The 24,627-nt window shown below is 41.4% G+C and carries 20 protein-coding genes and 1 pseudogene; 11 read left to right on the forward strand and 10 right to left on the reverse strand.

Going from position 1 to position 24,627, the window contains the following annotated elements; translation table 11 throughout:
* Positions 1-4 precede the first annotated feature (4 nt).
* A complete protein-coding gene (locus tag H5118_RS14115) occupies positions 5-1,894 on the forward strand; it encodes a monovalent cation:proton antiporter-2 (CPA2) family protein (protein WP_182749181.1) in 1,890 nt (629 codons plus the stop codon).
* Between the two features lie 273 nt (positions 1,895-2,167).
* Here the strand turns inward: H5118_RS14115 and H5118_RS14120 are convergent, their stop codons facing one another.
* From H5118_RS14120 to H5118_RS14155, 8 genes are all read right to left on the reverse strand, one after another.
* Positions 2,168-3,370, reverse strand: a complete 1,203-nt coding sequence (locus H5118_RS14120; protein ID WP_182749183.1) for a helix-turn-helix domain-containing protein — start codon at positions 3,368-3,370, stop codon at positions 2,168-2,170.
* A 223-nt stretch (positions 3,371-3,593) separates the two neighbouring features.
* Positions 3,594-4,307: a hypothetical protein gene (locus H5118_RS14125; RefSeq protein ID WP_182749185.1), complete on the reverse strand. Its 714-nt coding sequence runs from the start codon at positions 4,305-4,307 to the stop codon at positions 3,594-3,596.
* Between the two features lie 139 nt (positions 4,308-4,446).
* Entirely contained in the window at positions 4,447-6,237 is a 1,791-nt protein-coding gene (locus tag H5118_RS14130) for an alkaline phosphatase (protein WP_182749187.1), read from the reverse strand.
* A gap of 11 nt (positions 6,238-6,248) precedes the next feature.
* Complete coding sequence (locus H5118_RS14135) at positions 6,249-7,838, reverse strand: alkaline phosphatase (RefSeq protein ID WP_182749189.1); 1,590 nt, start codon at positions 7,836-7,838, stop codon at positions 6,249-6,251.
* A gap of 209 nt (positions 7,839-8,047) precedes the next feature.
* A complete protein-coding gene (locus H5118_RS14140; protein ID WP_154903800.1) occupies positions 8,048-10,483 on the reverse strand; it encodes a TonB-dependent receptor in 2,436 nt (811 codons plus the stop codon).
* 208 nt (positions 10,484-10,691) lie between these two features.
* Positions 10,692-12,431 (reverse strand): solute:sodium symporter family transporter, encoded by a 1,740-nt coding sequence (locus H5118_RS14145; protein ID WP_182749191.1) that lies wholly within the window; start codon positions 12,429-12,431, stop codon positions 10,692-10,694.
* A 91-nt stretch (positions 12,432-12,522) separates the two neighbouring features.
* Positions 12,523-14,583: an alpha-xylosidase gene (locus H5118_RS14150; protein WP_182749193.1), complete on the reverse strand. Its 2,061-nt coding sequence runs from the start codon at positions 14,581-14,583 to the stop codon at positions 12,523-12,525.
* Positions 14,584-14,690: 107 nt separating this feature from the next.
* Complete coding sequence (locus tag H5118_RS14155) at positions 14,691-15,458, reverse strand: sulfite exporter TauE/SafE family protein (RefSeq protein ID WP_024595864.1); 768 nt, start codon at positions 15,456-15,458, stop codon at positions 14,691-14,693.
* A gap of 180 nt (positions 15,459-15,638) precedes the next feature.
* Here H5118_RS14155 and H5118_RS14160 point away from each other — a divergent pair, with 180 nt between their 5' ends.
* From H5118_RS14160 to H5118_RS14205, 10 genes are all read left to right on the forward strand, one after another.
* Positions 15,639-16,388, forward strand: coding sequence for a GntR family transcriptional regulator (locus H5118_RS14160; protein WP_024595865.1), 750 nt, complete (start codon positions 15,639-15,641; stop codon positions 16,386-16,388).
* 215 nt (positions 16,389-16,603) lie between these two features.
* The gene (locus tag H5118_RS14165; protein ID WP_024595866.1) at positions 16,604-17,566 is read left to right on the forward strand and encodes an aldo/keto reductase; all 963 of its coding nucleotides are present in this window, start codon (positions 16,604-16,606) and stop codon (positions 17,564-17,566) included.
* Positions 17,567-17,575: 9 nt separating this feature from the next.
* Positions 17,576-18,571: a TauD/TfdA family dioxygenase gene (locus H5118_RS14170; RefSeq protein ID WP_182749195.1), complete on the forward strand. Its 996-nt coding sequence runs from the start codon at positions 17,576-17,578 to the stop codon at positions 18,569-18,571.
* On the forward strand, positions 18,571-19,575 hold the full coding sequence (locus H5118_RS14175; RefSeq protein ID WP_182749197.1) for a YeiH family protein: 1,005 nt from the start codon (positions 18,571-18,573) through the stop codon (positions 19,573-19,575). Before H5118_RS14170 ends, H5118_RS14175 begins: the two co-directional genes overlap by 1 nt.
* Before the next feature lie 425 nt (positions 19,576-20,000).
* Complete coding sequence (locus tag H5118_RS14180) at positions 20,001-20,210, forward strand: cold-shock protein (protein WP_024595869.1); 210 nt, start codon at positions 20,001-20,003, stop codon at positions 20,208-20,210.
* A 186-nt stretch (positions 20,211-20,396) separates the two neighbouring features.
* Positions 20,397-20,606 carry a cold-shock protein gene (locus H5118_RS14185; protein ID WP_007580429.1) on the forward strand — a complete coding sequence of 70 codons (210 nt, stop codon included), beginning with the start codon at positions 20,397-20,399 and terminating at the stop codon, positions 20,604-20,606.
* A gap of 187 nt (positions 20,607-20,793) precedes the next feature.
* Complete coding sequence (locus tag H5118_RS14190) at positions 20,794-21,003, forward strand: cold-shock protein (protein ID WP_007580429.1); 210 nt, start codon at positions 20,794-20,796, stop codon at positions 21,001-21,003.
* A 186-nt stretch (positions 21,004-21,189) separates the two neighbouring features.
* Positions 21,190-21,399, forward strand: coding sequence for a cold-shock protein (locus H5118_RS14195; protein ID WP_010554515.1), 210 nt, complete (start codon positions 21,190-21,192; stop codon positions 21,397-21,399).
* 231 nt (positions 21,400-21,630) lie between these two features.
* Positions 21,631-21,879: a DUF3297 family protein gene (locus tag H5118_RS14200; RefSeq protein ID WP_002963088.1), complete on the forward strand. Its 249-nt coding sequence runs from the start codon at positions 21,631-21,633 to the stop codon at positions 21,877-21,879.
* 168 nt (positions 21,880-22,047) lie between these two features.
* The gene (locus H5118_RS14205) at positions 22,048-22,950 is read left to right on the forward strand and encodes a homocysteine S-methyltransferase family protein (RefSeq protein ID WP_182749199.1); all 903 of its coding nucleotides are present in this window, start codon (positions 22,048-22,050) and stop codon (positions 22,948-22,950) included.
* A 168-nt stretch (positions 22,951-23,118) separates the two neighbouring features.
* Here H5118_RS14205 and H5118_RS14210 read toward each other — a convergent pair.
* Both H5118_RS14210 and H5118_RS14215 read right to left on the reverse strand, forming a co-directional pair.
* Positions 23,119-23,969, reverse strand: a pseudogene (locus H5118_RS14210) (alpha/beta hydrolase).
* 138 nt (positions 23,970-24,107) lie between these two features.
* The gene (locus H5118_RS14215) at positions 24,108-24,524 is read right to left on the reverse strand and encodes a MerC domain-containing protein (RefSeq protein WP_182749201.1); all 417 of its coding nucleotides are present in this window, start codon (positions 24,522-24,524) and stop codon (positions 24,108-24,110) included.
* Between the last annotated feature and the right edge of the window lie 103 nt (positions 24,525-24,627).

The raw sequence follows: 24,627 nt of genomic DNA on the forward strand, positions 1-24,627 counted from the left end.
ACGCGTGTTAGAAATTGCTTTAATTTACTTAGCAGCAGCCATTGTAGCTGTCCCTATTGCAAAACGAGTCGGACTGGGCTCAGTGTTAGGTTATTTAATTGCCGGCATACTCATTGGCCCTTATGCGCTGGGTGTTGTGGGCGATCAGACCGATGTAATGCACTTCGCCGAATTTGGCGTAGTAATGATGCTGTTTTTAGTGGGCCTTGAGCTACAACCTTCGCGTTTATGGACATTACGCCACTCTATTTTAGGGCTTGGCGGCTTACAGGTCGTGCTATCGGCAGCGGCTATATTTGCATTTTGTTATTGGTTTTTTGCCATGCATTGGCAAACCGCACTCGCCATTGGTTTAATGCTCGCGCTCTCCTCTACCGCTATTGTGCTGCAAAGCCTTGAAGAAAAAGGCTGGCTAAAGCAAGAAGCCGGACAAAACGCGTTTTCGGTATTGCTGTTTCAAGACATCGCCATTATTCCTATTTTAGCCCTATTACCACTGCTTGCATTTGCCCCGCAAACTAGCACAAAAGAAATCAGCGACTCGATTATTGCAAGCTGGCCTGTATGGCAACAAGTATGTGTATCGGTTGCGGTTATTGCCGCTATTATTGCCGGCGGTAAATATGTATCGGCGCCGTTATTTAGATACATTGCCCAAACACACATGCGTGAAATATTTACTATTTTTGCACTGTTTTTAGTGGTCGCTATTGCGCTGGTTATGCAAAGCATTGGTTTATCACCTGCTTTGGGTACTTTTTTAGCGGGTGTGGTACTTGCCGAGAGTGAGTTTAGACACGAATTAGAAGCCGATATAGAACCCTTTAAAGGCTTACTTTTAGGATTGTTTTTTATAACTGTTGGCGCATCAATTAACTTTGAACTGCTATTTAACGAGTTTAGTACTGTTATAGGCTTAGTGGTTTTACTCATTGTGGTTAAAGCCTGCATTTTATTTGCCCTTGCTGTTACCTTTAAAATTAACAGTAAACAGCAATTATTATTTGCCTTAGCGCTTGCCCAAGGGGGTGAGTTTGCCTTTGTACTGTTAAGCGTAACCACCACCTTAAGTATTTTAACGCCCGAGCAAACCAGCCTTGTTACCTTAGTTGTGGCGGTATCAATGCTAATAGCGCCGTTATTACTTATGGTTTATGAGCAAATACAAAAACGCAGCAGCAGTGCTCTGCCTGAGTTTGATAAGCCAGAGCAAATTAGCACCGCTAAGCACGTAATTATTGCGGGCTACGGACGTTTTGGCCAAATTATGGGGCGTTTACTGCACGCGCAAGGCTACGAAATAACCGTACTTGATCACAGCCCTAGCCAAATAGAATTACTACGCCGTTTTGGCAATACCGTATTTTATGGCGATGCCGCACGCCAAGAACTCCTTGAAGCCGCAGGCGCGCACACCGCGCAAATGCTGGTAATTGCAATTGATAACCCCGATAAAACCATTGAGATAATTAAGCTCGCGCATAAAAACTACCCGCAGCTTAAAATAGTTGCTCGCGCAATCGACCGCCGCCATGCGTATCAGTTACTTAATTTAAAAGTAGATGCGTTTAACCGAGAAACAGTCGACTCGGCCATTAACCTTGCCGTAGAAGCTCTGGAGTTACTAGGTAACACTAAGCAAGATGCAGAACGTGCTGGTAAACTATTTAGAGACCACGACCGCGCTGCAGTACTGCAACTTGCTGCGTTATGGGGAGACGACGCCAGCTACGGCGTAGCCGTGCGCCAACGCATGGAAGATTTAAAACAAGTTCTGCAACAAGATAAACAAGCACAAAGCGATTTAAATACCTGCGACAGCGGCGATTGCGAAGACGGCCTAACAGAGCTAGCTGATAGGCCTAAAAAGCCTGATGATTCTCACCTTGAGTAGCATCAGGTCGTTTTTTGTACTGTTAGCAGATAGTAGTAAGGCTTCAATAGGTTGAAGCTAAAAAGGAACACAGAGCTAACATCTGTGTTCCTTAAAATAATTTGTCAGGTAACCTTACTAACTTTGCCTACCGGGAAGAAACCAATATCTCCGAGCCACTATAATAGAACAACAAGCATAGAGAAACTGAACATCGTACTATGCAAAAAATAGTGGGTTAAAATTTATAGCAACGCAAAATATAAATCACTATCCAGGTTGAATTTAAATGATTTATAATCTGCTTTTGGATAACATTTCAAACGCCCATTCAGCAAAAACTCTTTCTAATTGCCAACGGTCATCTACTCCACCCTGATACAAGCTACCCTTAACTATTTCGTCTTGTTTTTGGACAAATTCTTTATATATATTAAGAAAACTTATTTCTAAGTCTTTTAATTCCTGCTCGCCATTAACTATATAAAATGGCAATTCAATGATTGGCGGCTTTATTTGACTTATTATTGGCGTACTAAAAGATGGAGTGTCAGTCTCAATTTTCCTTAAGTGCAAAAGCAGTGAATATTGAAGAGTACCTTTTTGAAAATAAAATAGGTCGCAATAAAAACTTGCATTAAGTCCATCGAGCTTTTCTGGATGAGTAACAAATTCAATATCTGGGAATGGGATACATAAATTCTCATTTTTAAAATGAACTACTGGAACTTCATGCATTATTGTATTCTTAAATTTTAGCATGTAGTTATACTTTATTGGCTTTTCAAAAAAGCAGTTTTGCCACCAATATTGTCCACCTTCACATTCAGTATCACCTATCTCAATAGTGAAATCTGGGTCCAATGTGTAAAACGCTCCATTATTACCATTATAATTCCAGTTTTCTGTATCCTCTAAAATGAAACTAAAACGCTTCGACGCTGATAAATCTAAGTCAAACCTTTCTCTCCACATTGCTTCGATATCACGTGGATTTGCACAAGAGTCTTTTGGGGTATTCGTATCTTTAACGCGAGAATATACTGTTCCAGCTCTAAGAAATCTCCCTCGTAATTTGATTTCTTTGGTCAGAAAATATGGTTTTACACGCTCGTTTTCAATAGTAAGGATTGCGATGTCTTTGTTTTGGTATTTAATGAATTTTAAATTAATGTTCGGTGCTTTATTTTCAGCGAATGGCTGTTGTCGTAAAAAGTCTAATATACCTGCTTGTGTATAGGTTTTATCCTCTGACTTCAATCCAATCACATCAAGTTCATCAGATATACCAAAAATTAAGTAACGCTCGCCCTCATGAATAACATTAGATAAACAAATAATATCATGTAATAAGTCATACAAATCGTTATGAAATTTTTGCTTAAAGTCCCACCATAGTCCTTCGCATTTTTTGGAAATTAAATTTGAAACGATTTCGTGCATGTAACCTCGAATTGCATATAACAGCTTTGCTTGGGGGAATTTCCGTATTTTCACGAAAAACGTCCCTATTGTGTGAACTGCTATTAATATCAAATAGCGTAAATTATTACCAACTATAAATAGTTTGTGGCGGGTCGGTTATTTTTGGAAGTGTGAAGGAAGTGGCTTGCTCATAGGAATTTAGTTGTTGTGACTTTCATTAACTAACTCGTTGAATACCTACTTGTAGCTCATAGCCGCCTGTCGTTTTTAGCTATGAACTACAACATTTAAAGACCTAGTGGTGATGTCCGCCTTGAATAACCTCGCCCTGCTGGTTATAAAAGCCAGTTGCGCCGTGTTCAATAAAACCAAGGTTTATCATTTTAGCTAAAGACGGGTCGCCTTCGTTATCGCCAATGTCGGCGTAATCGGTGGTTTGAAAGCGATCCCACTGTGCAAATTGAGCACTAATTAGTGGCTCATCAGTGCTTACATTGTTCAGGCTAAGTAAGGTAGTTGTTTGGCTTTTTTTGTTACTAATACTAAATGTTTTAACTAATTTTGAATGCGTAAAAAAGGCGAGGTTAAAGTCGTTGCCATTTTCGCTCAGTGTATAGTTTTTTACTTCATCACAGCCGCTGCCTTGTGTGCTTACTAGGATCATTTTTTCGATTAGGTGGTTATCCACCAGCTGGTTTTTAGCACTCCAGTTTTGTACGCCGCGTACCTCAGATGGTTGGTATTCAATACCGCGTTGCTGGGCATTAAAGTAACGTATTGGTCGTATTTGATTATTAGCTAAGTGCTGCCAAAGCTCGGTGATTACTTCACTTTGATGCGCTACTTGCTGATCGTTTCGCCAAAGGGTAAGTGACTCGCTACTTTGCTGCGCTTTATGGCTGTTGGTAATTTTATAATCCGCTTTTAAATGCTTGGCATCAATATCACATTGCGAGGCAAAGCTACTTGTACTTACAAGCGTGGCAATTATTAATAACGCTTTTTTCATTTAGCTATCTCTTATTTATATTTCAAGTTTATGGCAATAACATAACGATTATAAATGTCAGTTTAATGACAAAAACCCCGCACAGTATGCGGGGTTTTTTATTTAGATATATTTAACTAAATTTATAACTAGCCGGTATTTATTGCGCTAGTTTTTCGTCTGCTGTTTTTACAAAGTCAGCTGCAAAGTCCATTACATGGAATAAAAAGCTTTGCTCGTTTGTGCCTGTTACCAAGTGTGCACCTGGTCCCATTGCATAAACGCCAACATCTTCACCGGCATGTGTTTCTGAGCCAAGTGGTACTAACGACTCTTGGTGAAAACCCGGTGTTGTTGTATCAACATCGCTTAAGTCAACACGCCCTGTTACCGGTGCGGCTAAGTAAGATGCATCGGCATTGGTTTCATCGCCTAAATCTCTGTAACCTAAACCATTAGTGTAGCCAACAGTTGTATAAGGCATGTCGTCGGCGGCGAGGCTTGGCTCAGTTTCGCCCACGGCAACCACTTTACCTAAAATTGGGTTACCGCGTTTAGGGTAACCGGCAATGGTAAATACATGGCTGTGATCGGCTGTTACAACTATTAATGTTTCTTCTGGGTTGGTGTTTTCCATCGCCACTTTAACGGCTTTAGCAAGCTCAATAGTGTCGTTTAACGCGTTATAAGCATTACCCGCATGATGCGCGTGGTCAATTCGACCCGACTCAACCGTTAAGAAAAAACCTTGCTCGTTGTTATCAAGTACGTTTATTGCTTTTTCGGTCATTTGTGAAAGCGAAGGCTCGCCTGCTACATCATTTGCTCGATCAGCTTCGTACTGCATGTGGGATTCGTTAAATAAGCCAAACACTTTAGTGGCGTCGTCACTTATTGCATCAAAACCGGTTTGATCCATTACGTACGTGCCATTTGGATATTGCGTTTTCCACTCTGCGGTTAAGTCGCGGTTATCTGTACGATCCCCTTCAACAGCACTTACTGCATCGGTTGAATTAAACGCAGCATCTTTTGGTAAAAAGTGACGACGACCGCCGCCCATTACTACGTCAATACCGTCTACATCAACACCACTAAAGCGTGCTTCTAGGTTGGCTTCAAAGTTAACCAGTTGCGATGCAATATCTTCACACGTTGCGGCACTTTCTGGCATATCGGAGATATCTTCCCAGTTACGCTCTGCCGATTTAGCATACGTTGCAGCTGGGGTTGCGTGAGTAATACGCGCTGTAGAAATAATCCCTGTTGCTTTACCTGCAATTTCAGCAAGCTCTAATGAGGTAACTAGTTCGTTCCCTTTGCCTGATGCACAATTACCACGTTCAACCGCTTCATCTATACCTAAAACGCCCGCGTCGGTTTTAACACCCGATGCCATTGCGGTCATAGTGCCTGCAGAATCTGGCGTTTGCGCATCTACGTTGTATGTTTTTACAAAGCCCGAAAAAGGCATAGTTTCAAAGCTTAACTGGTGTTCTTCACCCATTTCGCCCTCTAACTGACCCGCTAAAATACGTGCTGCGGTTATGGTAGAAATACCCATACCATCGCCCACAAATAAAATAACGTTTTTAGCTTTGCCTGATTCAGTAACAATGTTGCTACTGGCTGTTTGTGCAGCACCTAATTTTGTTTGTGCTTCACTAAACCATGCATTACTAGTAAGCGAGGCTAATTGCTCGTTTGTGAGCGACGTTGCAGGTGCATTACACACTAAATTAGTTGAGTTAACTTCGTCGCTGTCTAGCACGTCGTTATTATTGGTATCTGCGCCTACTTGCGTTTCTACACCACCATTAATGCACTGCTCAGAGCCCACTGCAATAGCGTTATCTACTGCGATAATATTGTTTTCATTTTTGTTATCGTCACTCGAGCAACCTGCTAGCGCGACCATTACTGCTAAAGAAAGTACTGTTAATTTGTTCATGTTAGCCGCCATTATTGCTGAGTTAGTTCAAGAGCTTGATTAATTAGATGAAACACTACGTTTTGTTCAATTACGCCTTGTGCTAGCTGAGCACCTGGACCTTTTGCATGCAGTGAAATATCTTCACCCGCGTGTGTTTCTGAGCCCATTGGTACAGTTGCTTCTTGGTGAAAACCTGGGGTTGTTGTATCAACGCCATTTAGCTCAACACGCCCTGCAACAGCAGCACTTGTGTAACTTGCATCCGCATCAGTCTCACTGCCCAAGTTTCTAAAACCTAAACCATTTGCGTAACCTACTGTGGTGTACGGCATATCGTCGGCAGCTAGGCTTGGTGTAGTTTCGCCCACTGCAACTACTTGACCCAAAATTGGATTGCCACGCTTAGGGTAGCCTGCAATAGTAAATACATGGCTATGATCGGCGGTTACTAAAATAAGGGTTTCTTCAGGATTAGTGTTATCTACCGCTGCTTGCACGGCTTTAGCAAACTCAATGGTGTCGTTAAGCGCGTTGTATGCATTACCCGCATGGTGCGCGTGGTCAATTCTTCCTGACTCAACCGTTAAGAAAAATCCGTTATCGTTTTTACCAAGCACTTCAATTGCTTTAGTGGTCATATCGGTAAGCGAAGGCTCGCCCGCTACATCGTTTGCGCGGTCAGCTTCGTATTGCATGTGGGATTCGTTAAATAAACCAAATACTTTAGTGGCGTCGTCTGCTATTGCATCAAAGCCTGTTTGATCCATTACGTACGTAGCATCTGGGTATTGTGTTTGCCACTCAGTCACTAGGTTGCGCTCGTCAGTACGGTCGCCTTCTATAGCACTTACTGCATCTGTTGAGTTAGCTGTTTCGTCTTTTGGTAAAAAGTGACGACGACCGCCACCCATTACAAAATCAAGACCGTCTACGTCGGTCCCTACAAATCGTGCTTCTAGGTTTTTTTCAAAGTTAACAAGTTGCGATGCAATGTCTTCACAGCCACCCGTTACGGCATCTTCTGGCATATCTGATACGTCTTCCCAGTTACGGTCAGCCGATTTAGCATACGTGGCAGCAGGCGTTGCATGAGTAATACGTGCTGTAGAAATAATACCGGTAGATAGCCCTTTAATTTCAGCTAATTCGGTCGCGGTAATTAGCTCATTACCTGCTACTGTTGAACACACGCCGCGTTCAATATCTTCATCTACACCAATAACGCCCACATCGGTTTTTACACCCGAAATAATAGCCGTCATCGTGCCTGCTGAATCGGGCGTTTGAGCATCTACGTTATACGTTTTAACTTGTGCAGAGTATGGGAACTCTTCAAAGCTTAAATAACCTTCTTCGCCAGATTGGTTATTACGCTGCCCTTGTAAAATGCGCGCGGCAGTAAGAGTAGATATACCCATGCCATCGCCCACAAATAAAATAACGTTTTTAGCTTTAGTGGCTTGTGTAGCCTGCGCTTGTGTTGTTTTTGTTGTTAGTTTAGTTTGCGCAGCGCTATACCAGCTGCTGTCTGTTTGGCTTTGCGGTAGTACATCAGCATGGCTCACTACGCTAAACGTAAACGTTAGCGCGATTGCCGCAGCGACTTTTTTAATTTTCATCCGTAATTCCCATTGTTTAGTGGTTATTTTTTTGAAATGTGTAAACACAAAAAAGATCAACCGCTGCACTATAGAAAACAGATGTGACTGATAAAGGTAATTTTAATGAAAGTAAAATGACTAAACTATTACAAAGATAAGTCACAAAAAAAACGCAACGTGTAAAACGTTGCGCTTGTAGGGAAATTATTAAGAGAATTATTTAAATATTAAAAACGTGCTTTAAACGATACTCCAAAGTAGCGCTCAGCATCACGTGGTATTTGGTAACGGAAGTTATCGCCACTGTAGGTAGTTGCGTAGCTTTCATCTGTTAAGTTTTTAGCAATAAGCGACACTCTAAACGCGTCATCTTTAAACGATAAACCCACACTTGCATTTAAAATACCGTAATCTGGTAACAAAGCGGCTGGGTTAAATTCGCCTACGTTGTCTGGTAGGTCTGAGTATTGCTCGTCGGTATAAATGTAAGAGCCATTTATATGTACGTTAAAGCCATGGTCGGTTTCAATAAAGTAGTCAGCCGTTAGTGAGTATTTTAAATCTGGCGAAAATGGTACATCTAAACCTGAGCGGTCAGTACATGAACCTGCGGCTACCTCTGCCGGACAATTAAACTCGTCAATTTCAGCTTTAATGTAAGCAACACCACCGGTAAGCGTTAGCGACTCTGTTGCAGCCCACATAAAGTCAACTTCAACACCTTGCGTACTTACATCACCCGCATTGGTTAAGCGCGTAATACAAGTGCCGTCTGAACAGTCAAAGTTGTTAGCTTGAAAGCCTTCAATTTCGGTTCTGAAAAGCGCCATGTTAAATACAAATTCGCGGCTTGCGTATTTGTAGCCTATTTCATAAGCGTCAGACTCTTCAGGTGCTATTTCGCGGCTGTCGGTGTCTGGGTTAAAGTTATAATAAATATTAAAACCAGGGCCTTTGTAACCTTGCGAGTAAGTACCGTATACCATTTGACCATCGCCTAAATCGTATTGCATACCTAAACGACCCGATACGTTGGTTTCTTCGGCTTTGCCTTCATCATCTGTATTTAGTGTTGCTGGGCGCACGCCTACACCGGTGCGGCCATACACATCATTACTTACACGGCGATGCGTGTACGACACTTCATCGTCGGTGTAACGAATACCAAATAATACGCGTAAATCTTCAGATAAATCGTAAGTACCATCGGCAAAAGCGGCCCAGTTATTAAATTCTGTGCTCATAAAAGCAGTGGCCGATACAATATCGTTTGCGTTACAGCTAACACCTAGGCCTTGTGTGTAACCTTCTAAATCAGCAAGCGCTGTATCAAGCTCAGCGCCCGATAAGTTATTTTGCGCGTAAAAAGCCATTGCGCTATCAAGCTGGCCACCATTATTTTGACAACTAGCATCGCGAGTAAAGTTACGTTGTGAATCCATGTTCCAATAAAATAAGCCAGCAACATAGTTAAATGGCCCAGCTAGGTTTGATGTAACTCTAAATTCTTGCGAAAACTGATCCCATTGCTGTGCACCTAAATCGTGTAATTGAAACGGCGCGTCAAATACCGGCTCGCTGCTGTCGCCAGCAATAGAGGTAAAGTCGCCTTCACGGTACTCTGTGTTATCCCACGAACGCTGTGCAGTAATTGAAGTATATGTATAGTCGCCAATTGTTTTATCAACCTGTACCGAAAACGCGCTATGTTCGTCAATTGTGCGCGACTCGTAATCGTGATCAACGCTGCGTTGGTCTAAATCAATATCGGCTACGCCATCAACAATACCGTTACTGTTTGGTACTGATTTTGAATCTGGATTACGGCCACTTGGTAGTGCTTCTAAGTCGGCACAACAGTCGTCATCTGCGTTATAAAACTCAGCTATAAACTTTACGCTTAAGTCGTCCTCTGGTTCGTATTTAAATACAGCACGTGCACCTTCACGGTCGTAACCGTTTACTTTTTCGTTGTTGTAAACGTTATCAATGTAACCGTCAAATTTACCTTTAAATACCGTAAGGCTTGCCGCTAGGTCGTCGGTTAAACCGCCGCTTATAACGCCTTTAAAACGGTATTCGTTATCTTGATAAAACGAGGTTTCTACGCTGCCTGTTGTGTCGTACGAGGGATCTTTTGTTGTTATGTTTACCACACCTGCTGAGGCGTTTTTACCAAACAATGTACCTTGTGGCCCGCGTAATACTTCAATGCGGTCTACGTCGTATAAATCGGCAAATGCTTGACCCGAGCGGCCAAGCACCACGCCATCAACAACAGTTGCTACACTTGGCTCGGCAGCAATACTAAATGAAATAGTACCAATACCGCGCACTGTTAGCGCTGAGTTACGGGTTGTGGTGCCTTTTCTAAAGCTAACTGAAGGGACAAGTGACTGTAAGCCTTCCATGTTATTAGCAAAAGCTGAATTAATTTGATCGCTATTAAGTACCGATACCGCAACAGGTACTTCGTTTAAACTTTGCGTTCTTTTTTGTGAAGTAACGACTATTTTTTCAAACGTATCGTTTTTAGCTGTTTCTGTTTTTTGTTGTTCTTGTTCGGTTTGCTCTTGCTGCGCATGTACCTGCGCGCTAAGCGCTAAACCGGTTGTCATTGCTAACGTGACTGCCAAGCTTAAGACGGACTTTTTAGCTCTCATGTCATTCTCCATATTGTGCGTGTGTGCTGTGTGGTACCGCGCTAGCAATTGTGTGTGTTGCTAATAAAGCGGTGTCAGTGTGTGATACTTTCCTTAAAGCTCTTATATCTTATATAAGAGCTTTAAATTTAAACAAACTATCTTACTAATGCAAACATTATGTGAATTAAATGTGATTTAAGTTTGGTATACAGAATATAGCCGCAGGTTATGCGGCGTTTTTAGCACCAATACGCGCTAAGCTATTTTCGTAACTAACCTGCCAACGACGTACACTCCACCAGCTAAGCACTAAGGCTGTAGACCATACAGCAGCTAAACTTGGTACAAAGTACACACTGGTTCCACCAACCAATCCGAGTGGCGAAAATAATATATATAAGCTAACAATCAAGCTTACTAATACAATTGCGCAAGGTAATGCGTATTTCCAAGGATTAAGGTCTACCTCAGCTTTACGAGTAAATTGCCATGGTGTTTTAAGTGGTTTGTAGTAACCAATACCCAGCATTATCGCCAATTCAATTAAGAACAAAATGGCGTAAATATGAATAAAGTTAATGTCTACATCCCATACAAATTTAAGCAAGGTGTAGGCAATAATATGGAATATAATCGCGACTTTAGCGCCCAGTGCAGGCACTTTTCGAGTAAACAAACCTACCAATACAATTGTGATGACCGGAATATTGTAAAAGCCTGTAAACACACGAATTATGTGCCATAAACCTTCAGGTGCGAACATCAATAATGGCGCAGTTATAAACGACAATATGGCAATAACAATACTAGTAATTTTGGCTACTTTTATAAGTTGGCTGTCTGTTACCTTATTTTTTTTCATTGGCTTATAAACGTCTAAGCAAAATAAGGTTGCCGCGCTATTGAGCAGTGAATTAAATGAGCTAAATACAGCACCTAGTAATACGGCCAAAAAGAACCCAGATAAATACTGTGGAAGCACTTCTTTCACTAAATGTGGGTAAGCTAAATCGATAGTGGGTAGGCTTTCGTGTTTATAAAGATGGTAAGCAATAACGCCTGGGATCATCATCATAAACGGTACTAACACTTTAAAGTACCCTGAAAACAACACGCCTTTTTGCCCTTCTACTAAGTTTTTAGCGCCCAGCGTACGCTGGATCACGTACTGATTAGTACCCCAATAAAACAAATTAGCGAGGATCATACCTGTAAAAATAGTGCCAAATGGCACGGGATCATCCTCGCTACCAATAGCGTTGAGTTTTTCTGTATCGGTGTTTACAAGGGTGCTTAACCCTTCTGAAAAACTACCGTCGCCTAGTGCTATCAAACCTAGTGTGGGCACTAAAATACCAATAATTAATAACCCAACACCGTTAATGGTATCTGATACCGCAACCGCCTTTAAACCGCCAAAAACAGCGTATATAGCGCCAACTGAGCCCACTGTAATAATGGTCACAATCAGGCTTGCTTCGTAACTCATATTTAATAAGGTAGGAACATCAAACAGCCTGAGTACGGCTATTGATCCTGAGTACAAAACCGAAGGGATCGTTATAAAACAATACCCTACCATAAATAAGATCACCGTCATGCGGCGTACGGTATCATTAAAACGATCTCGTAAAAATTCAGGCAAGGTAGAAAACGCACCCGCTAAATAACGAGGCAAAAAGATCAACGCCATAATGATGGTTGATACTCCTGCGGTTACTTCCCAAGCCATTGAGCTTAGGTTGTAACCATAGGCTGAGCCATTAAGGCCAATTAGTTGCTCTGCTGATAAATTTGTGAGGATCATCGAGCCTGCTATAAACGTACCCGTTAACCCACGACCCGCTAAAAAGTAGCCATCTTGGGTGTTAACTTCACCTTTGGTTTTTTGGTACGAGATATATCCTACCAGCGCCATAAACGCCAAGCACGATAGCAGTGTCATGGTAATGTTCATACCTTCCATCTTGCGCCCCTTTTAGCTTACTTTACTCGGTAAAAAGTAAGCTAATATCTTTATTATTGTGTGTGTTGTGTGTGTTTTATTAAGCCGAGTTTTATTTAGGCCATGCTGTTAATTGGCTCATTTCTTGCCCTGTGTGTTGAACCTCTGGGCCAAGCATTAGGCTGTCGCCTTCGCGTACAAATACTGCCATTTCTTCAAGTGCGAGTGTGTGCTCGTAGTACTTACTCCCTTCGTAAACTTGTTTATCGGGGAAGCGAATCCAATTACCTTGAGGTAAGTAAAACTTAACTTTACCGTTTGGTACTACACACGGCACAACCAGTAATTTTTCACCGCACATAAATTGCTGATCAAAACTATGCGCCAGTACATCATCAGGAAATGCCAATGCCATGGCACGCTGAACCGGCAAGCCTGTTTGCTGCGCTTGCTCTGCACATGTTTGTAAGTACGGAATTAACTGGTAGCGTAATTTAAGTGCTGCAAATACCGCATCACTTGCTTGCTCTGTGTAAGACCAAGGTTCGCGAGGACCAATACCATGTAAGCGCATATGTGCGCTAAATACCGAGGCTTGTGCCCAGCGCACGTAAAGTTCTGCGTCGCGGGTGTCTTTGTAAAAACCACCAATGTCGGTTGCAAAAAATGGCCCACCCGACATACCCCACGCTAAACTGCCACGAATGCTTGCCGCTAAACCCTGCCAATCGGCCTGTGGGTCGCCGCCCCATTGTGCAGGAAAGCGTTGGCTGCCAGTCCATGCTGAACGGCTAAACAAAAATGGCCCTGTTTTACAGTATTTTTCGGCGGCCTCAAAAACGCAGCGGTTATACAACATGCTGTAAACGTTGTGTAATCTTATGCCGCTGTCGCCACTGTGCGATACCATGTTTTCGTCTTCTAGCTGTTCGCCAAAGTCTGCTTTTATCATATCTACGCCAAGCTCAAACAATGGCTTGTGCGATTCGAGCCAGTATTCGTAAGCGTCGGGGTGAGTAAAATCTAAAATACCCGACTCTGGTAGTGGTGTAAGTACTTCGCCAAATGGGCTTAAATCCCACTCGTATTGATACGCTTTACCGGTGCGTTTATCTTTTATAAGCCAGCCATTTTCGGCCGCTTTAGCAAATAATGGGTTATTTACCGAGATCATCGGGTATTCCCATACGCAAATTTTAAAATCCATCGCTTTTAGTTCATCAAGCACTGGTTTTGGGTCGGCGTAGCGTGTTGGATCCCATTCAAATGCAAAGCGGGTGTCGGTGTCTTGCCATGCGCGGCCATCAAGAGTAATTACGTCGCACGGCATATTTTTAGCACGCACTTCGCGGGCAACACTAAGTAATTCGTCAGCATCTTTGTAATACGCTTTTGATAAAATAACACCAAAGCTCCACTGCGGTGGCACCGGTGCAAAACCTGTTAGCTCACAGTAACGGTTAATGCTTTGGGCAGGTGTTTGTTCTTGATATAAAAATACATCTAGCGCGTCATCTTCAACTAAACATACATATGCGCGTTGCGACCACAGTGCGTAACCTACGCCATGAGTTACCGGCGCAGGTGTATGTACAAATAAGTTCCAGCCTTCTGGGCTCCATGCATACGGTGTGTTTTTATAAGACTTTTCGGCGTTAACGCCTAGCGCATCGTGGTTGTATGAACGAATAAGTTGGCCGCGTTTATCAAGCTTTCCCCATTTTTCGCCAAGACCATACACGGCCTCATCGTAGTTAAGCTCTAAGCTTAATATCCAGCCGTTATCAGTTTTAGCCAGTGGCGGTAAACGATGCTGGCGTACAAAGTGGCCATCGGTTGCTGATTGCTGCACTAGCTCATCGTTTTTATAAAGTTTGAAATGAAAAGGGTCGCAGTAAAACTCTAGCCGGTATTCGCCACCACTTACACTGTAATCATTATTGTTTTTGCTAAGTGTGAGGGGGTATTCTGATGGGGTTGTGGTTAATATTTTAAACTGCTCGTCATGCGTGGTGCCTGCATTTAAACGTAAGCCAAACTGGCTAATCGTTACGCTAATATCACCAAACTGAGTGGGCAAAACCAGCACATTACCTTGTAACTTTGGCTGTGCGGTTAAGCGTGCTGGCTCTATTGCGTTCCAGTCTGGCTCACGTAATTCAAATGCATTCATGGGAGTTCCTTAACCAATTATTAGTCTTGTATAAGACACAAGTTAGATAATTGTAATCCCCATGTCAACGTAAATAAACTCAAGATGAATTATTTACATCGCATTTTTTAAAAAATGCCAGGTGCCGATGTAGCCACCAGCGATACGCCGCTCAGTCCTAGTAACGTAATAGCTATAATGCGTATCCATTTAGCGTCAACGTAAGGTGTTAATTTACGAGCAAAATGCGTAACTAACAACACTAAGGGAATAGCCGCTGCAATTAAAAACATAATGTCGAGCCCCGGCAAAGTACCAAATAAGGCGATACCTACACGTACTAACCCGCCAATAGTAAATACCGCTAATAACGTACTGCGAATAGCTTCAATAGACCAACTTTGTTTATAACACTGAAACACAAGCGGCGGCCCTGAGGTTGAAAACAACCCACCAAGTAATCCACTCACCCCTCCAGCTATTAAAAACGAACGAGGGCGGCTTTGTTTATTAGCACGATCGCGGCCAATCAGCATTAAAGCGCAGCACAGCAGAATACTTACACCTAAAATAAAGTTTAAATAGTGCGTTAAATGCGACGACATAAACTCAAGTAGCACAAAACCTATCAGCATTAACGGTATACCGGTATACAACATAAGTTTTAGCTCGGGTACTTTTACCGAACTGCGGTTTTTAACGACCACGGTTGTTGAATTAACTAACCCTAGCAAACTCACTAAAAATGTAGTTGCCGTAAGTGGCAATACATCAAGCAACGTAAAGCTTGCAACCACCAGCAACCCAAAGCCAAACCCGCTAAGAGTTTGCATTACAGTGGCAAGGCTTAGGCACAACGCCATAAGCAAAATGAGTTCAAAAGAAATACTGAGCACTTTTAATTTCCTAAGGGTGAGCTATTGTAGTGTAACGATTTGTTTTTAGGCATAATGTATATTTTGCGCCTATTAAACATTACAGCAGTAGTTCACGTTTAATTGAGCTAGCGCAAATATGCGTAAAAGGTTTCACCTATGCTATAACTACAGGTGGATTAAATTTAATGGTAAATAATAATGAGTAACTCTATGTTTGATCACAAATTAAGTGGCCCAAGCTTGGCTTTTCAACCACTTTACTTACAAGTGGCTGATTATATTAAACAGCTCATTGTTGAAAGACGTTGGGTACCTGGCGAAGCACTACCAAGCGAATTTCGCCTTGCTGAAGAATTTAACGTAAGCCAAGGTACAGTTCGTAAAGCACTAAACTTATTAACCGACAATAAAATAGTAACTCGTCGCCAAGGCGTTGGTACGTTTGTATCAGAGCATACTGCGCAAGATGCCTTATTTAGGTTTTTTCCGTTACAAGCAGACGGTAAAGGTGCCGATTTGCCAAAGGCTGAACTGCTATCGGTTGAGCTTTGTGCAGCGCCAGTTGAAGTAATAGAAGCGTTACAACTCAATAAAAAAGACAAAGTTACCAAGCTTGTTCGTAGGCGCATTCTTAATAACGAATTTTGCATGAGCGAAACTATATACCTACCACAAAGCTACTTTCCTGATATACATCAAAGTAGTGATATTCCGCATACATTGTACCATTACTATCAAACCAAATTTAACCAAACTGTACACAAAACCCAAGACAGTATTAAAGCTGTACTTGCTACAGCTGATGATGCCAAAATGCTTGCTATTAAAGCTGGCGACCCACTGCTGTTGGTATCACGAATTACCGAATCAATCGAAGGTAAGCTAATTGAATACCGCCAAAGCAAATGCCGTAGCGATCATTACCACTATCAAATTGAACTTGATTAATTAAAAGCGTGTTTAGTGCTAAAAACTCACTTTAGCGCATAATAATTAAATATTTTTTAAAGGCAGCAAACGCTGCCTTTTTGCTGCCTGTAGGTTTTTTAACCCACCCATTTACTACTTTGCTGTTAACACAGTATTGACACTGTTTGATTCGTATAATAACTTATGTCTTATACAAGACCTAAGTCATTATGCATTTTTAACAGGAATTCCCAATGAGTTCATTAAATAATATCCCTCCAGTAGGGTTCGGTTTATGGAAAGTAGCACAAGAAGATTGTGCGCAAACGGTATACCAAGCCATTAAGGCAGGTTACCGCCATCTTGATTGCGCATCAGACTACGGTAACGAAGAACAAGTAGGCGATGGCATAGCCCAAGCAATAAACGATGGTTTATGTACTCGCGAAGAATTATGGGTAACATCAAAACTGTGGAATACCTTTCATGCACCAGAGCATGTTGGCCTCGCGATTGATAAAACACTGAGTGATTTAAAGCTAGATTACCTAGACTTATACCTAATTCATTTTCCGATTGCGCAAACATTTGTGCCAATAGAAACCCGCTATCCACCAGAGTGGTTTGTTGACCCAGACGCGCAAAATCCACAAATGGAGCTGGCAAAAGTGCCGCTATATTTAACGTGGCAAGCAATGGAAGAGCAAGTACATAACAACAAAGCTAAACGCATTGGAGTATGTAATTACTCAAGCGCGCTGCTTCACGATTTAATGACCTACGCAAATATCAAACCCGCTATGTTGCAAATTGAGTCGCACCCTTATTTAACGCAAGAGCGATTAGTAAGATTAGCTAAGCAGTACGATATTCCGGTTACTGCGTTTTCACCACTGGGTGCGCTTTCATACCTTGAGCTAGAAATGGCTGATAAAACTGAATCAGTTCTTGAGCAAAGCGTTGTTAAAGCGGCTGCACACAATCATGGCAAAACGCCAGCACAAGTAGTTCTTCGCTGGGGCGTGCAACGCGGCACAGCCATTATTCCAAAAACTTCAAAACTTGCACGCATGAAAGAAAACCTCGCACTGTTTGATTTTGAATTAACAGAGCAAGAAATGGCGCAAATTTCTGCGCTTAACAGTAATCGCCGATTTAACGACCCTGGGCACTTTTGTGAAGCTGCCTTTAACCGTTTTCACCCAATTTACGATTAGGAACATACAATGTCAGCTACCGAAATTAACTACGCCTCAGTGCCAACTCAATTAACATTCGATGATTCGGTTTTTCCGTGCATTGTGGTTAATAACAATAACGCCAGCACCGTTGAAGAAGCGGTAGCTTTCATTCGCGCGAATAAAAGTGAACTGGCTACAAAGCTTCGCAGCTCAGGTGCTGTGCTGTTTCGTGGCTTCCCGGTAAATAGCGCCGAAACCTTTGATACTTTTTCAGCAGGGTTTGACTACACAAACTTTACCTATAAAGAGTCACTGTCTAACGCGGTACGTATTAATTTTACCGAGCGTGTATTTACAGCCAACGAAGCGCCAAAAGATGTAGAAATATACTTACATCACGAAATGGCGCAAACGCCTATTTCGCCAAGTAAGTTATTCTTCTTTTGTAAATCGGCCGCAGAAGAAGGTGGTGCAACACCTCTTTGCCGATCAGATAAGTTATTTAGCGCATTAAAAGAATACGACAGTAAACTTGCCCATGATTTTGAACACAAAGGCCTAAAATATACCACCTATATGCCAGCCGCTGACGACGCAACATCAGGCCAAGGTCGCAGCTGGAAAAGTACGCTAAGTGTAGAAACCAAAGACGAAGCACATAATAAATTAACCGAACTTGGTTACGAGTGGGAATGGCTTGAAGACGGCTCACTAAAAGCCGTTACACCGGTACTACCTGCTGTAGTAACTCTTGAAAACAATGTACAGGTTTTTTATAACCAACTGATTGCCGCTTACATGGGCTGGAAAGGTGTACGCGATAACCCATCAATTGCCATTACCTTTGGTGATGGTAGTGCCATTCCTAAAGCAGGGCTTGATAAAATTGTTGAGCTTTCTAAAGTATTTACCTTTGATCTTGCATGGCAAGACGGTGACGTTGCTTTAGTTGATAACGAAATGGCTATGCATGGTCGTCGACCTTTTACAGGTGAACGTAAACGCCAAGTGTTAGTAGCACTTACCGCAGCAAAAGCGTAATGCAGCGCTTAAGTGGTAAATTAAGCAGTAAAATATCACCTTTATGGCAAGGCGCCAGCATTGCTGCAATGACTGGCCTTGCCGCTTTATTTTTGAGTGAGCATTACGGCGCGCCAGCCATGCTGTTTGCTTTGTTACTGGGTATGGCAGTCTCATTTTTGTATCAAAGCGATAGCCCTTGCGCCAAAGGTATCGACTTTACTGGCACCACGGTTTTGCGCGTCGGTATAGTACTGCTAGGCACACGCATAGCACTGGGAGATTTAGTAACACTGGGTTGGCAAACCGCACTTATGCTAGCGGGCGCTATATTTACTACTATTATTTTAGGCGTAGTACTAGCACGCGCATTTGGCTTGCAAAAGCGCTTTGGTGCACTTACAGGTGGTTCGGTTGCTATTTGTGGAGCGTCTGCTGCGCTGGCTATCTCGTCTATTATGCCAAACAGCGAACATAAAGAACGCGACACCTTATTAACCGTTATTGGCGTAACAGCCATGTCGACCCTAGCTATGATCCTCTACCCTATTGTGGTTAATTACCTTGAATTTGACGCGCATAATGCAGGCGTATTTTTAGGCGGCACAATACACGATGTAGCGCAGGTAGTGGGTGCTGGTTATTCTGTATCACCCGAGACAGGCGATATAGCAACTCTAACTAAGCTTGTGCGTGTTGCTATGCTACTACCCGTTGTGCTTATTATGATGGTTGTTATTAATCGCTCAAATAAAGAAAAACACGGAGAATTACCTAAAGTACCTGGCTTTTTAATTGGCTTTGTCATACTTATGATAATAAATAGCTGCTTTTCTCTTCCTACAATAGTGCTTGAAACCGCTAACGAACTTTCACAGTTCTTTTTAATTGCGGCTATTTCAGCCATAGGTATGAAAACTAATTTAGGAAAACTTACCGAAGTAGGCATGAAACCTATTGTTTTAATTGTTGCTGAAACACTTTGGATTGCATTATTAATACTTGGATTTATAATTTGGAGCTAATGAATCAGATTATTTCAGATATATATTAAAATATTTAGTAGGTAATTAGGTTATGTTTTAACCAATTAAAACCTGTATTTCACTTACTCTAAAACCGTGTACAAAAACAAGCATAAAGCGTTGATTAAAATAGATTTACCTTTAATTAAGAAGTAAAAAAGATCATCTCAATCATAACTAATCAGTTAAAAAACAAACAAACAAATAAAGCACTTACTCTAAAATAAATTTACAATAGGGCTTGGTATATAACTTAATTTACTGTTATCCTGCTTACCATCGGGTTGACAGAAAACCCTATTTATTTGTAAGTACCACGTTGTTTTAGTAATAATCCTTCGCGTTATCCTCAGTTAAATGTATGTTTTCTTCCTGTTAAATTGCCTAATTTAAGGCGCACTTTTATTAATCCTTAGGATACTATTATGTCTACAACTACAACTGGTACAGTTAAATTTTTCAACGAAGCAAAAGGTTTTGGTTTCATCGAGCAAGAATCTGGTCCTGATGTTTTCGCACATTTCAGCGCAATCTCTGGCGACGGTTTCAAAACTCTAGCTGAAGGCCAACGTGTACAGTTTACTGTTACACAAGGTCAAAAAGGTCCACAAGCTGAAAACATCGTTAGCATCTAATTGCTTTCGTTAAAATGGGTTAGCAATAACCCATTTTGAATACTAGTTTGAAAGAAGTTTTGTTTTATTTGTTAGTACCGAGTTGTTTTAGTAATAATCCCACGCGATATCCTCAAGTTAACTATTTTTTCCGGCTCAATCGCCTCTTTTCAGGCACACGTATATTAATTTTTTAGGATACATATTATGTCTAATACAACTACTGGTTCAGTAAAATGGTTTAACGAAGCAAAAGGTTTTGGTTTTATCGAGCAAGAATCTGGCGCAGACGTTTTTGCACATTTTAGCGCAATCTCTGGCGACGGTTTCAAAACTTTAGCTGAAGGCCAACGTGTACAGTTTACTGTTACTCAAGGTCAAAAAGGCCCACAAGCCGAGAACATTGTTAGCATCTAATTGCTACACAATTTAATGGGTTAGTAATAACCCATTTTGAATACTAGTTTGAAAGAAGTTTTGTTTTATTTGTTAGTACCGAGTTGTTTTAGTAATAATCCTGCACGATATCCTCAAGTTAACTATTTTTTCCGGCTCAATCGCCTCTTTTCAGGCACACTTATATTAATTTTTTAGGATACATATTATGTCTAATACAACTACTGGTTCAGTAAAATGGTTTAACGAAGCAAAAGGTTTTGGTTTTATCGAGCAAGAATCTGGCGCAGACGTGTTCGCACATTTCAGCGCGATCTCTGGCGACGGTTTTAAAACTTTAGCTGAAGGCCAACGTGTACAGTTTACTGTTACTCAAGGTCAAAAAGGCCCACAAGCCGAGAACATTGTTAGCATCTAATTGCTTTCGTTAAAATGGGTTAGCAATAACCCATTTTGAATACTAGTTTGAAAGAAGTTTTGTTTTATTTGTTAGTACCCCGTTGTTTTAGTAATAATCCTACGCGATATCCTCAAGTTAACTATTTTTTCCGGCTCAATCGCCTCTTTTCAGGCACACTTATATTAATTTTTTAGGATACATATTATGTCTACTACAACTACTGGTTCAGTAAAATGGTTTAACGAAGCAAAAGGTTTTGGTTTTATCGAGCAAGAATCTGGCGCAGACGTGTTCGCACATTTCAGCGCGATCTCTGGCGACGGTTTCAAAACTTTAGCTGAAGGCCAACGTGTACAGTTTACTGTTACTCAAGGTCAAAAAGGCCCACAAGCCGAGAACATTGTTAGCATCTAATTGCTACACAATTTAATGGGTTAGCAATAGCCCATTAATATACTTATCTATATAATTTTTAGTCAAATATCGTCAAACACCCCTTCTATACATATTTTCCAAGCGCCATCTCATTTGTATCCGCAACTCATTAATTAGTGCATTTTTAAACACATTTACTACTATCTCTCTTGAGCGAAAGCTTTGTATTGCCTACAATAGCGCATACTTCATTCAATATAGAATATGACCATGAACGACACTACCGCAAAACCTGCTTTACCAGATCGCCTTTCTATTAACCCACGTAGCCCACATCATGTGGAAGAAGTTTTTGAACACGATATTGGTATCACGTTCAACGGCAAAGAGCGTTTTGATGTTGAAGAATACTGCATCAGCGAAGGTTGGATAAAGTTTGCATCTCCAAAAGGGCTTGATCGTCGCGGACAACCACTTTTACTTACAAGAAAAGGCACTGTTGAAGCCTTTTATAAGTAAGCTAATAATACCTACTAAAAAAGCGACACCATATTGGGTAGTCGCTTTTTTTGTGCCCTTTTAATAGGTTGAGCTTTTTTCATGCCCCACCTGATGAAGTTTCATTATGATTTTTTAAAAAATATGTTTGAATAGCGCCATATTATTTAGACATATAGAAGTCCATAAGTGAAAAAGGTAACAATTTTAGATGGCGGCATGGGACGTGAACTTAAGCGCATTGGCGCACCGTTCTCACAGCCACTTTGGAGTGCACAAGCACTAATAGAAGCCCCACACTTTGTAGCACGAGCTCATCAAGGCTTTATAGATGCAGGCGCTGAAATAATTACGGTTAACAGTTATGCCTGTGTGCCCTTTCATTTAGGTGAAGAACGCTACGAAAGCCAAGGCGCGTTACTCGCAGAGCAAGCGGCGCTTATTGCTAAAGAAGTAGCTCAAAATGCTAAACAAAGTGTATTAGTTGCAGGGTCATTACCCCCTGCATTTGGTTCATATCGCCCCGATTTATTTGAAAGTAAACGTGCTTTTACTATTTTAGATACGCTATACAAGGCGCAAGACGAGCACGTAGATTTATGGATTGGCGAAACTATATCGAGTATTGAAGAAGCGCACGTTATGGCAAGCGTCCTTAAAGGCTCAAACAAGCCATGTTATTACGCATTTACTTTAACTGATGTGATAAGCGAGCAAGCGACACTTCGCTCTGGTGAGCTGGTAAGTGACGCAGTAGCGGCTTTGCTTCAACAAAATGTTGCTGGTATTTTCTTTAATTGCTCAATTCCTGAGGTTATAGAGCAAGCCTTTAGCGATACCAACGCGGTATTAGCCAAGCAAAATAAAAGCGTTATTTTAGGCGCGTTTGCTAATGGCTTTACACCTATAGCACGCGATTACAAAGCCAACGAAGGATCGCAAGCGTATCGCGATATTTCACCTTCAGAATATCTAGACTTTGCTAAAAAATGGCACAGCCAGGGCGCAAGCATTATTGGTGGCTGCTGTGGTATAGGCCCTGAGTTTATTGAAGTACTGGTAAGCTGGAAAAAGGAACTTGAAAGCGCCTAAGCTTTTAATGCCTTTTAGGGCTTATTGGCTACACCAATCGTGTTAAGTTATTAGGCATTTATAGCGACAGATAAATAGCGTGATAACAAGGCATAAATATCGACATGTAGCTGTTCTACATGAGAAATTTATAACGCTGTTAGCGCTCTATTTAGCACGCTAGAATGATTAAATATTTAAGTCGATTGGTGTCATTCCCAACACCCAATCAAGCCCTTGTATTGCTGTAGTAGGAAATGCGGTTGCATGGCTCGCCCCTTCAATAACAACGCTTTTTAGTTCAATATTGTCACTGCTAAGTGCATTAATTTTTTGCGTTAATTGCTTTGCCCCTTCCACCATATTTTGCCCTTCACCAAAGCTTAGCGTTTCCTTTGCCCCTACCGATATATAAACCTTTGTAGGCACTTTAGGCTTATGTGCTTGTAGCGCTAATACTGCATTGCTGTTAAACCAAACCGATGGCTGCCAATAATATAATTGTTAAATAAATCGGGCATCGTAAATAAAATAGTGGCACCAAATAACCCGCCTAAAGAATTACCTATATAGGTTTTTTGTGTGCTACTTGCTCGGTAGTTACTTTGTATAAATGGCAGCACAGTATTTTTTAAAAACAGCGCATGATTTTGAGCGTTACCGGTTTGCTTTTTCCAGCTTTGAGCCTTATTTGGGGTGTAGTCTCTAATTCGACTATTAGACCCTCTAGATCCTTTTTCGTAGCTAATGGCCACAATAATAGCCTCCTGCATATTGCCGCTATTCATAGGAAACCGTGTAGCACCCGCCACAATAGGAAACGTATACGGTGCATCGGTTAAATAAATAACCGGATATATTTTTTCAGGCTGCTTTTTATATGACTTAGGGAGCTGAATAAAAACAGGGTATACCCGTTTAGTAGCAGGCTCAGTTAACTCAATAACACTACTTCTAGGGATTTGGTACGGGGTATTTGCGCTTAATTTAAAACACATTAAAGCGCAGAGTAACAGCAAGTATTTTAAAGCAGTATTCATTTATATTAATTAACCTAAGCCAAGCGTAATAATAGATATTGAATGACTACTTTAACTCACTTTTAGCTTTAGGCTATTAAAAAAAGTTAAATATTGAAAGGCAGTGCTACATGTTAGCTGTTTGTAGCACTGATAACGCTAAGCTGCCTGATCAGTTTCAGCGCTTGAACACGGGCAGTTATCGTCATTTTGTTTAAGGCATTGTTGGTAATTAAACCAATGAGCTACAGCAATAAACGCCGACCCAATTAAAGTAAACGCTTTTTCGGCAACCTCATGCCCTAGCAATACCGCACATATCATAAAGGCTAACCCAATAACGCCGCAGGCCATATAACGTAAACGCTTATGCTTTTTACAGCCTAAGCTTAATGCCAATAAACTGGTGGGCAATACCGCCGCAAGAATCCATAAATGAAATTGTTCACTATCTATTCGCAGTACGGCAAAGCTTGGTAATAACGCTAAAATAACCGGGGTTGCAAAACAATGCACTGTGCACATTACCGATAACCCAATTGCCATACGATCCATAACACTTTGACTCGACTTCATTATTTACTCTACTAAATCAGTGTCTCCACTCAAAACGTTACTTTTAAAGAGACATTTTAATAACATCAGTTAATTGATGTTGATATATTATAACATTACTCTC

It is taken from the genome of Pseudoalteromonas sp. SR41-1 (genome assembly GCF_014164015.1).
Taxonomy (GTDB): domain Bacteria; phylum Pseudomonadota; class Gammaproteobacteria; order Enterobacterales; family Alteromonadaceae; genus Pseudoalteromonas; species Pseudoalteromonas distincta.

Bases quoted from the DNA above. Each gene is read 5' to 3' on its own strand.
- H5118_RS14125 (WP_182749185.1), bottom strand. From the start codon at position 4,307: ATGAAAAAAGCGTTATTAATAATTGCCACGCTTGTAAGTACAAGTAGC.
- H5118_RS14130 (WP_182749187.1), bottom strand. From the start codon at position 6,237: ATGAACAAATTAACAGTACTTTCTTTAGCAGTAATGGTCGCGCTAGCA.
- H5118_RS14135 (WP_182749189.1), bottom strand. From the start codon at position 7,838: ATGAAAATTAAAAAAGTCGCTGCGGCAATCGCGCTAACGTTTACGTTT.
- H5118_RS14140 (WP_154903800.1), bottom strand. From the start codon at position 10,483: ATGAGAGCTAAAAAGTCCGTCTTAAGCTTGGCAGTCACGTTAGCAATG.
- H5118_RS14145 (WP_182749191.1), bottom strand. From the start codon at position 12,431: ATGGAAGGTATGAACATTACCATGACACTGCTATCGTGCTTGGCGTTT.
- H5118_RS14150 (WP_182749193.1), bottom strand. From the start codon at position 14,583: ATGAATGCATTTGAATTACGTGAGCCAGACTGGAACGCAATAGAGCCA.
- H5118_RS14160 (WP_024595865.1), top strand. From the start codon at position 15,639: ATGAGTAACTCTATGTTTGATCACAAATTAAGTGGCCCAAGCTTGGCT.
- H5118_RS14165 (WP_024595866.1), top strand. From the start codon at position 16,604: ATGAGTTCATTAAATAATATCCCTCCAGTAGGGTTCGGTTTATGGAAA.
- H5118_RS14170 (WP_182749195.1), top strand. From the start codon at position 17,576: ATGTCAGCTACCGAAATTAACTACGCCTCAGTGCCAACTCAATTAACA.
- H5118_RS14175 (WP_182749197.1), top strand. From the start codon at position 18,571: ATGCAGCGCTTAAGTGGTAAATTAAGCAGTAAAATATCACCTTTATGG.
- H5118_RS14180 (WP_024595869.1), top strand. From the start codon at position 20,001: ATGTCTACAACTACAACTGGTACAGTTAAATTTTTCAACGAAGCAAAA.
- H5118_RS14185 (WP_007580429.1), top strand. From the start codon at position 20,397: ATGTCTAATACAACTACTGGTTCAGTAAAATGGTTTAACGAAGCAAAA.
- H5118_RS14190 (WP_007580429.1), top strand. From the start codon at position 20,794: ATGTCTAATACAACTACTGGTTCAGTAAAATGGTTTAACGAAGCAAAA.
- H5118_RS14195 (WP_010554515.1), top strand. From the start codon at position 21,190: ATGTCTACTACAACTACTGGTTCAGTAAAATGGTTTAACGAAGCAAAA.
- H5118_RS14200 (WP_002963088.1), top strand. From the start codon at position 21,631: ATGAACGACACTACCGCAAAACCTGCTTTACCAGATCGCCTTTCTATT.
- H5118_RS14215 (WP_182749201.1), bottom strand. From the start codon at position 24,524: ATGAAGTCGAGTCAAAGTGTTATGGATCGTATGGCAATTGGGTTATCG.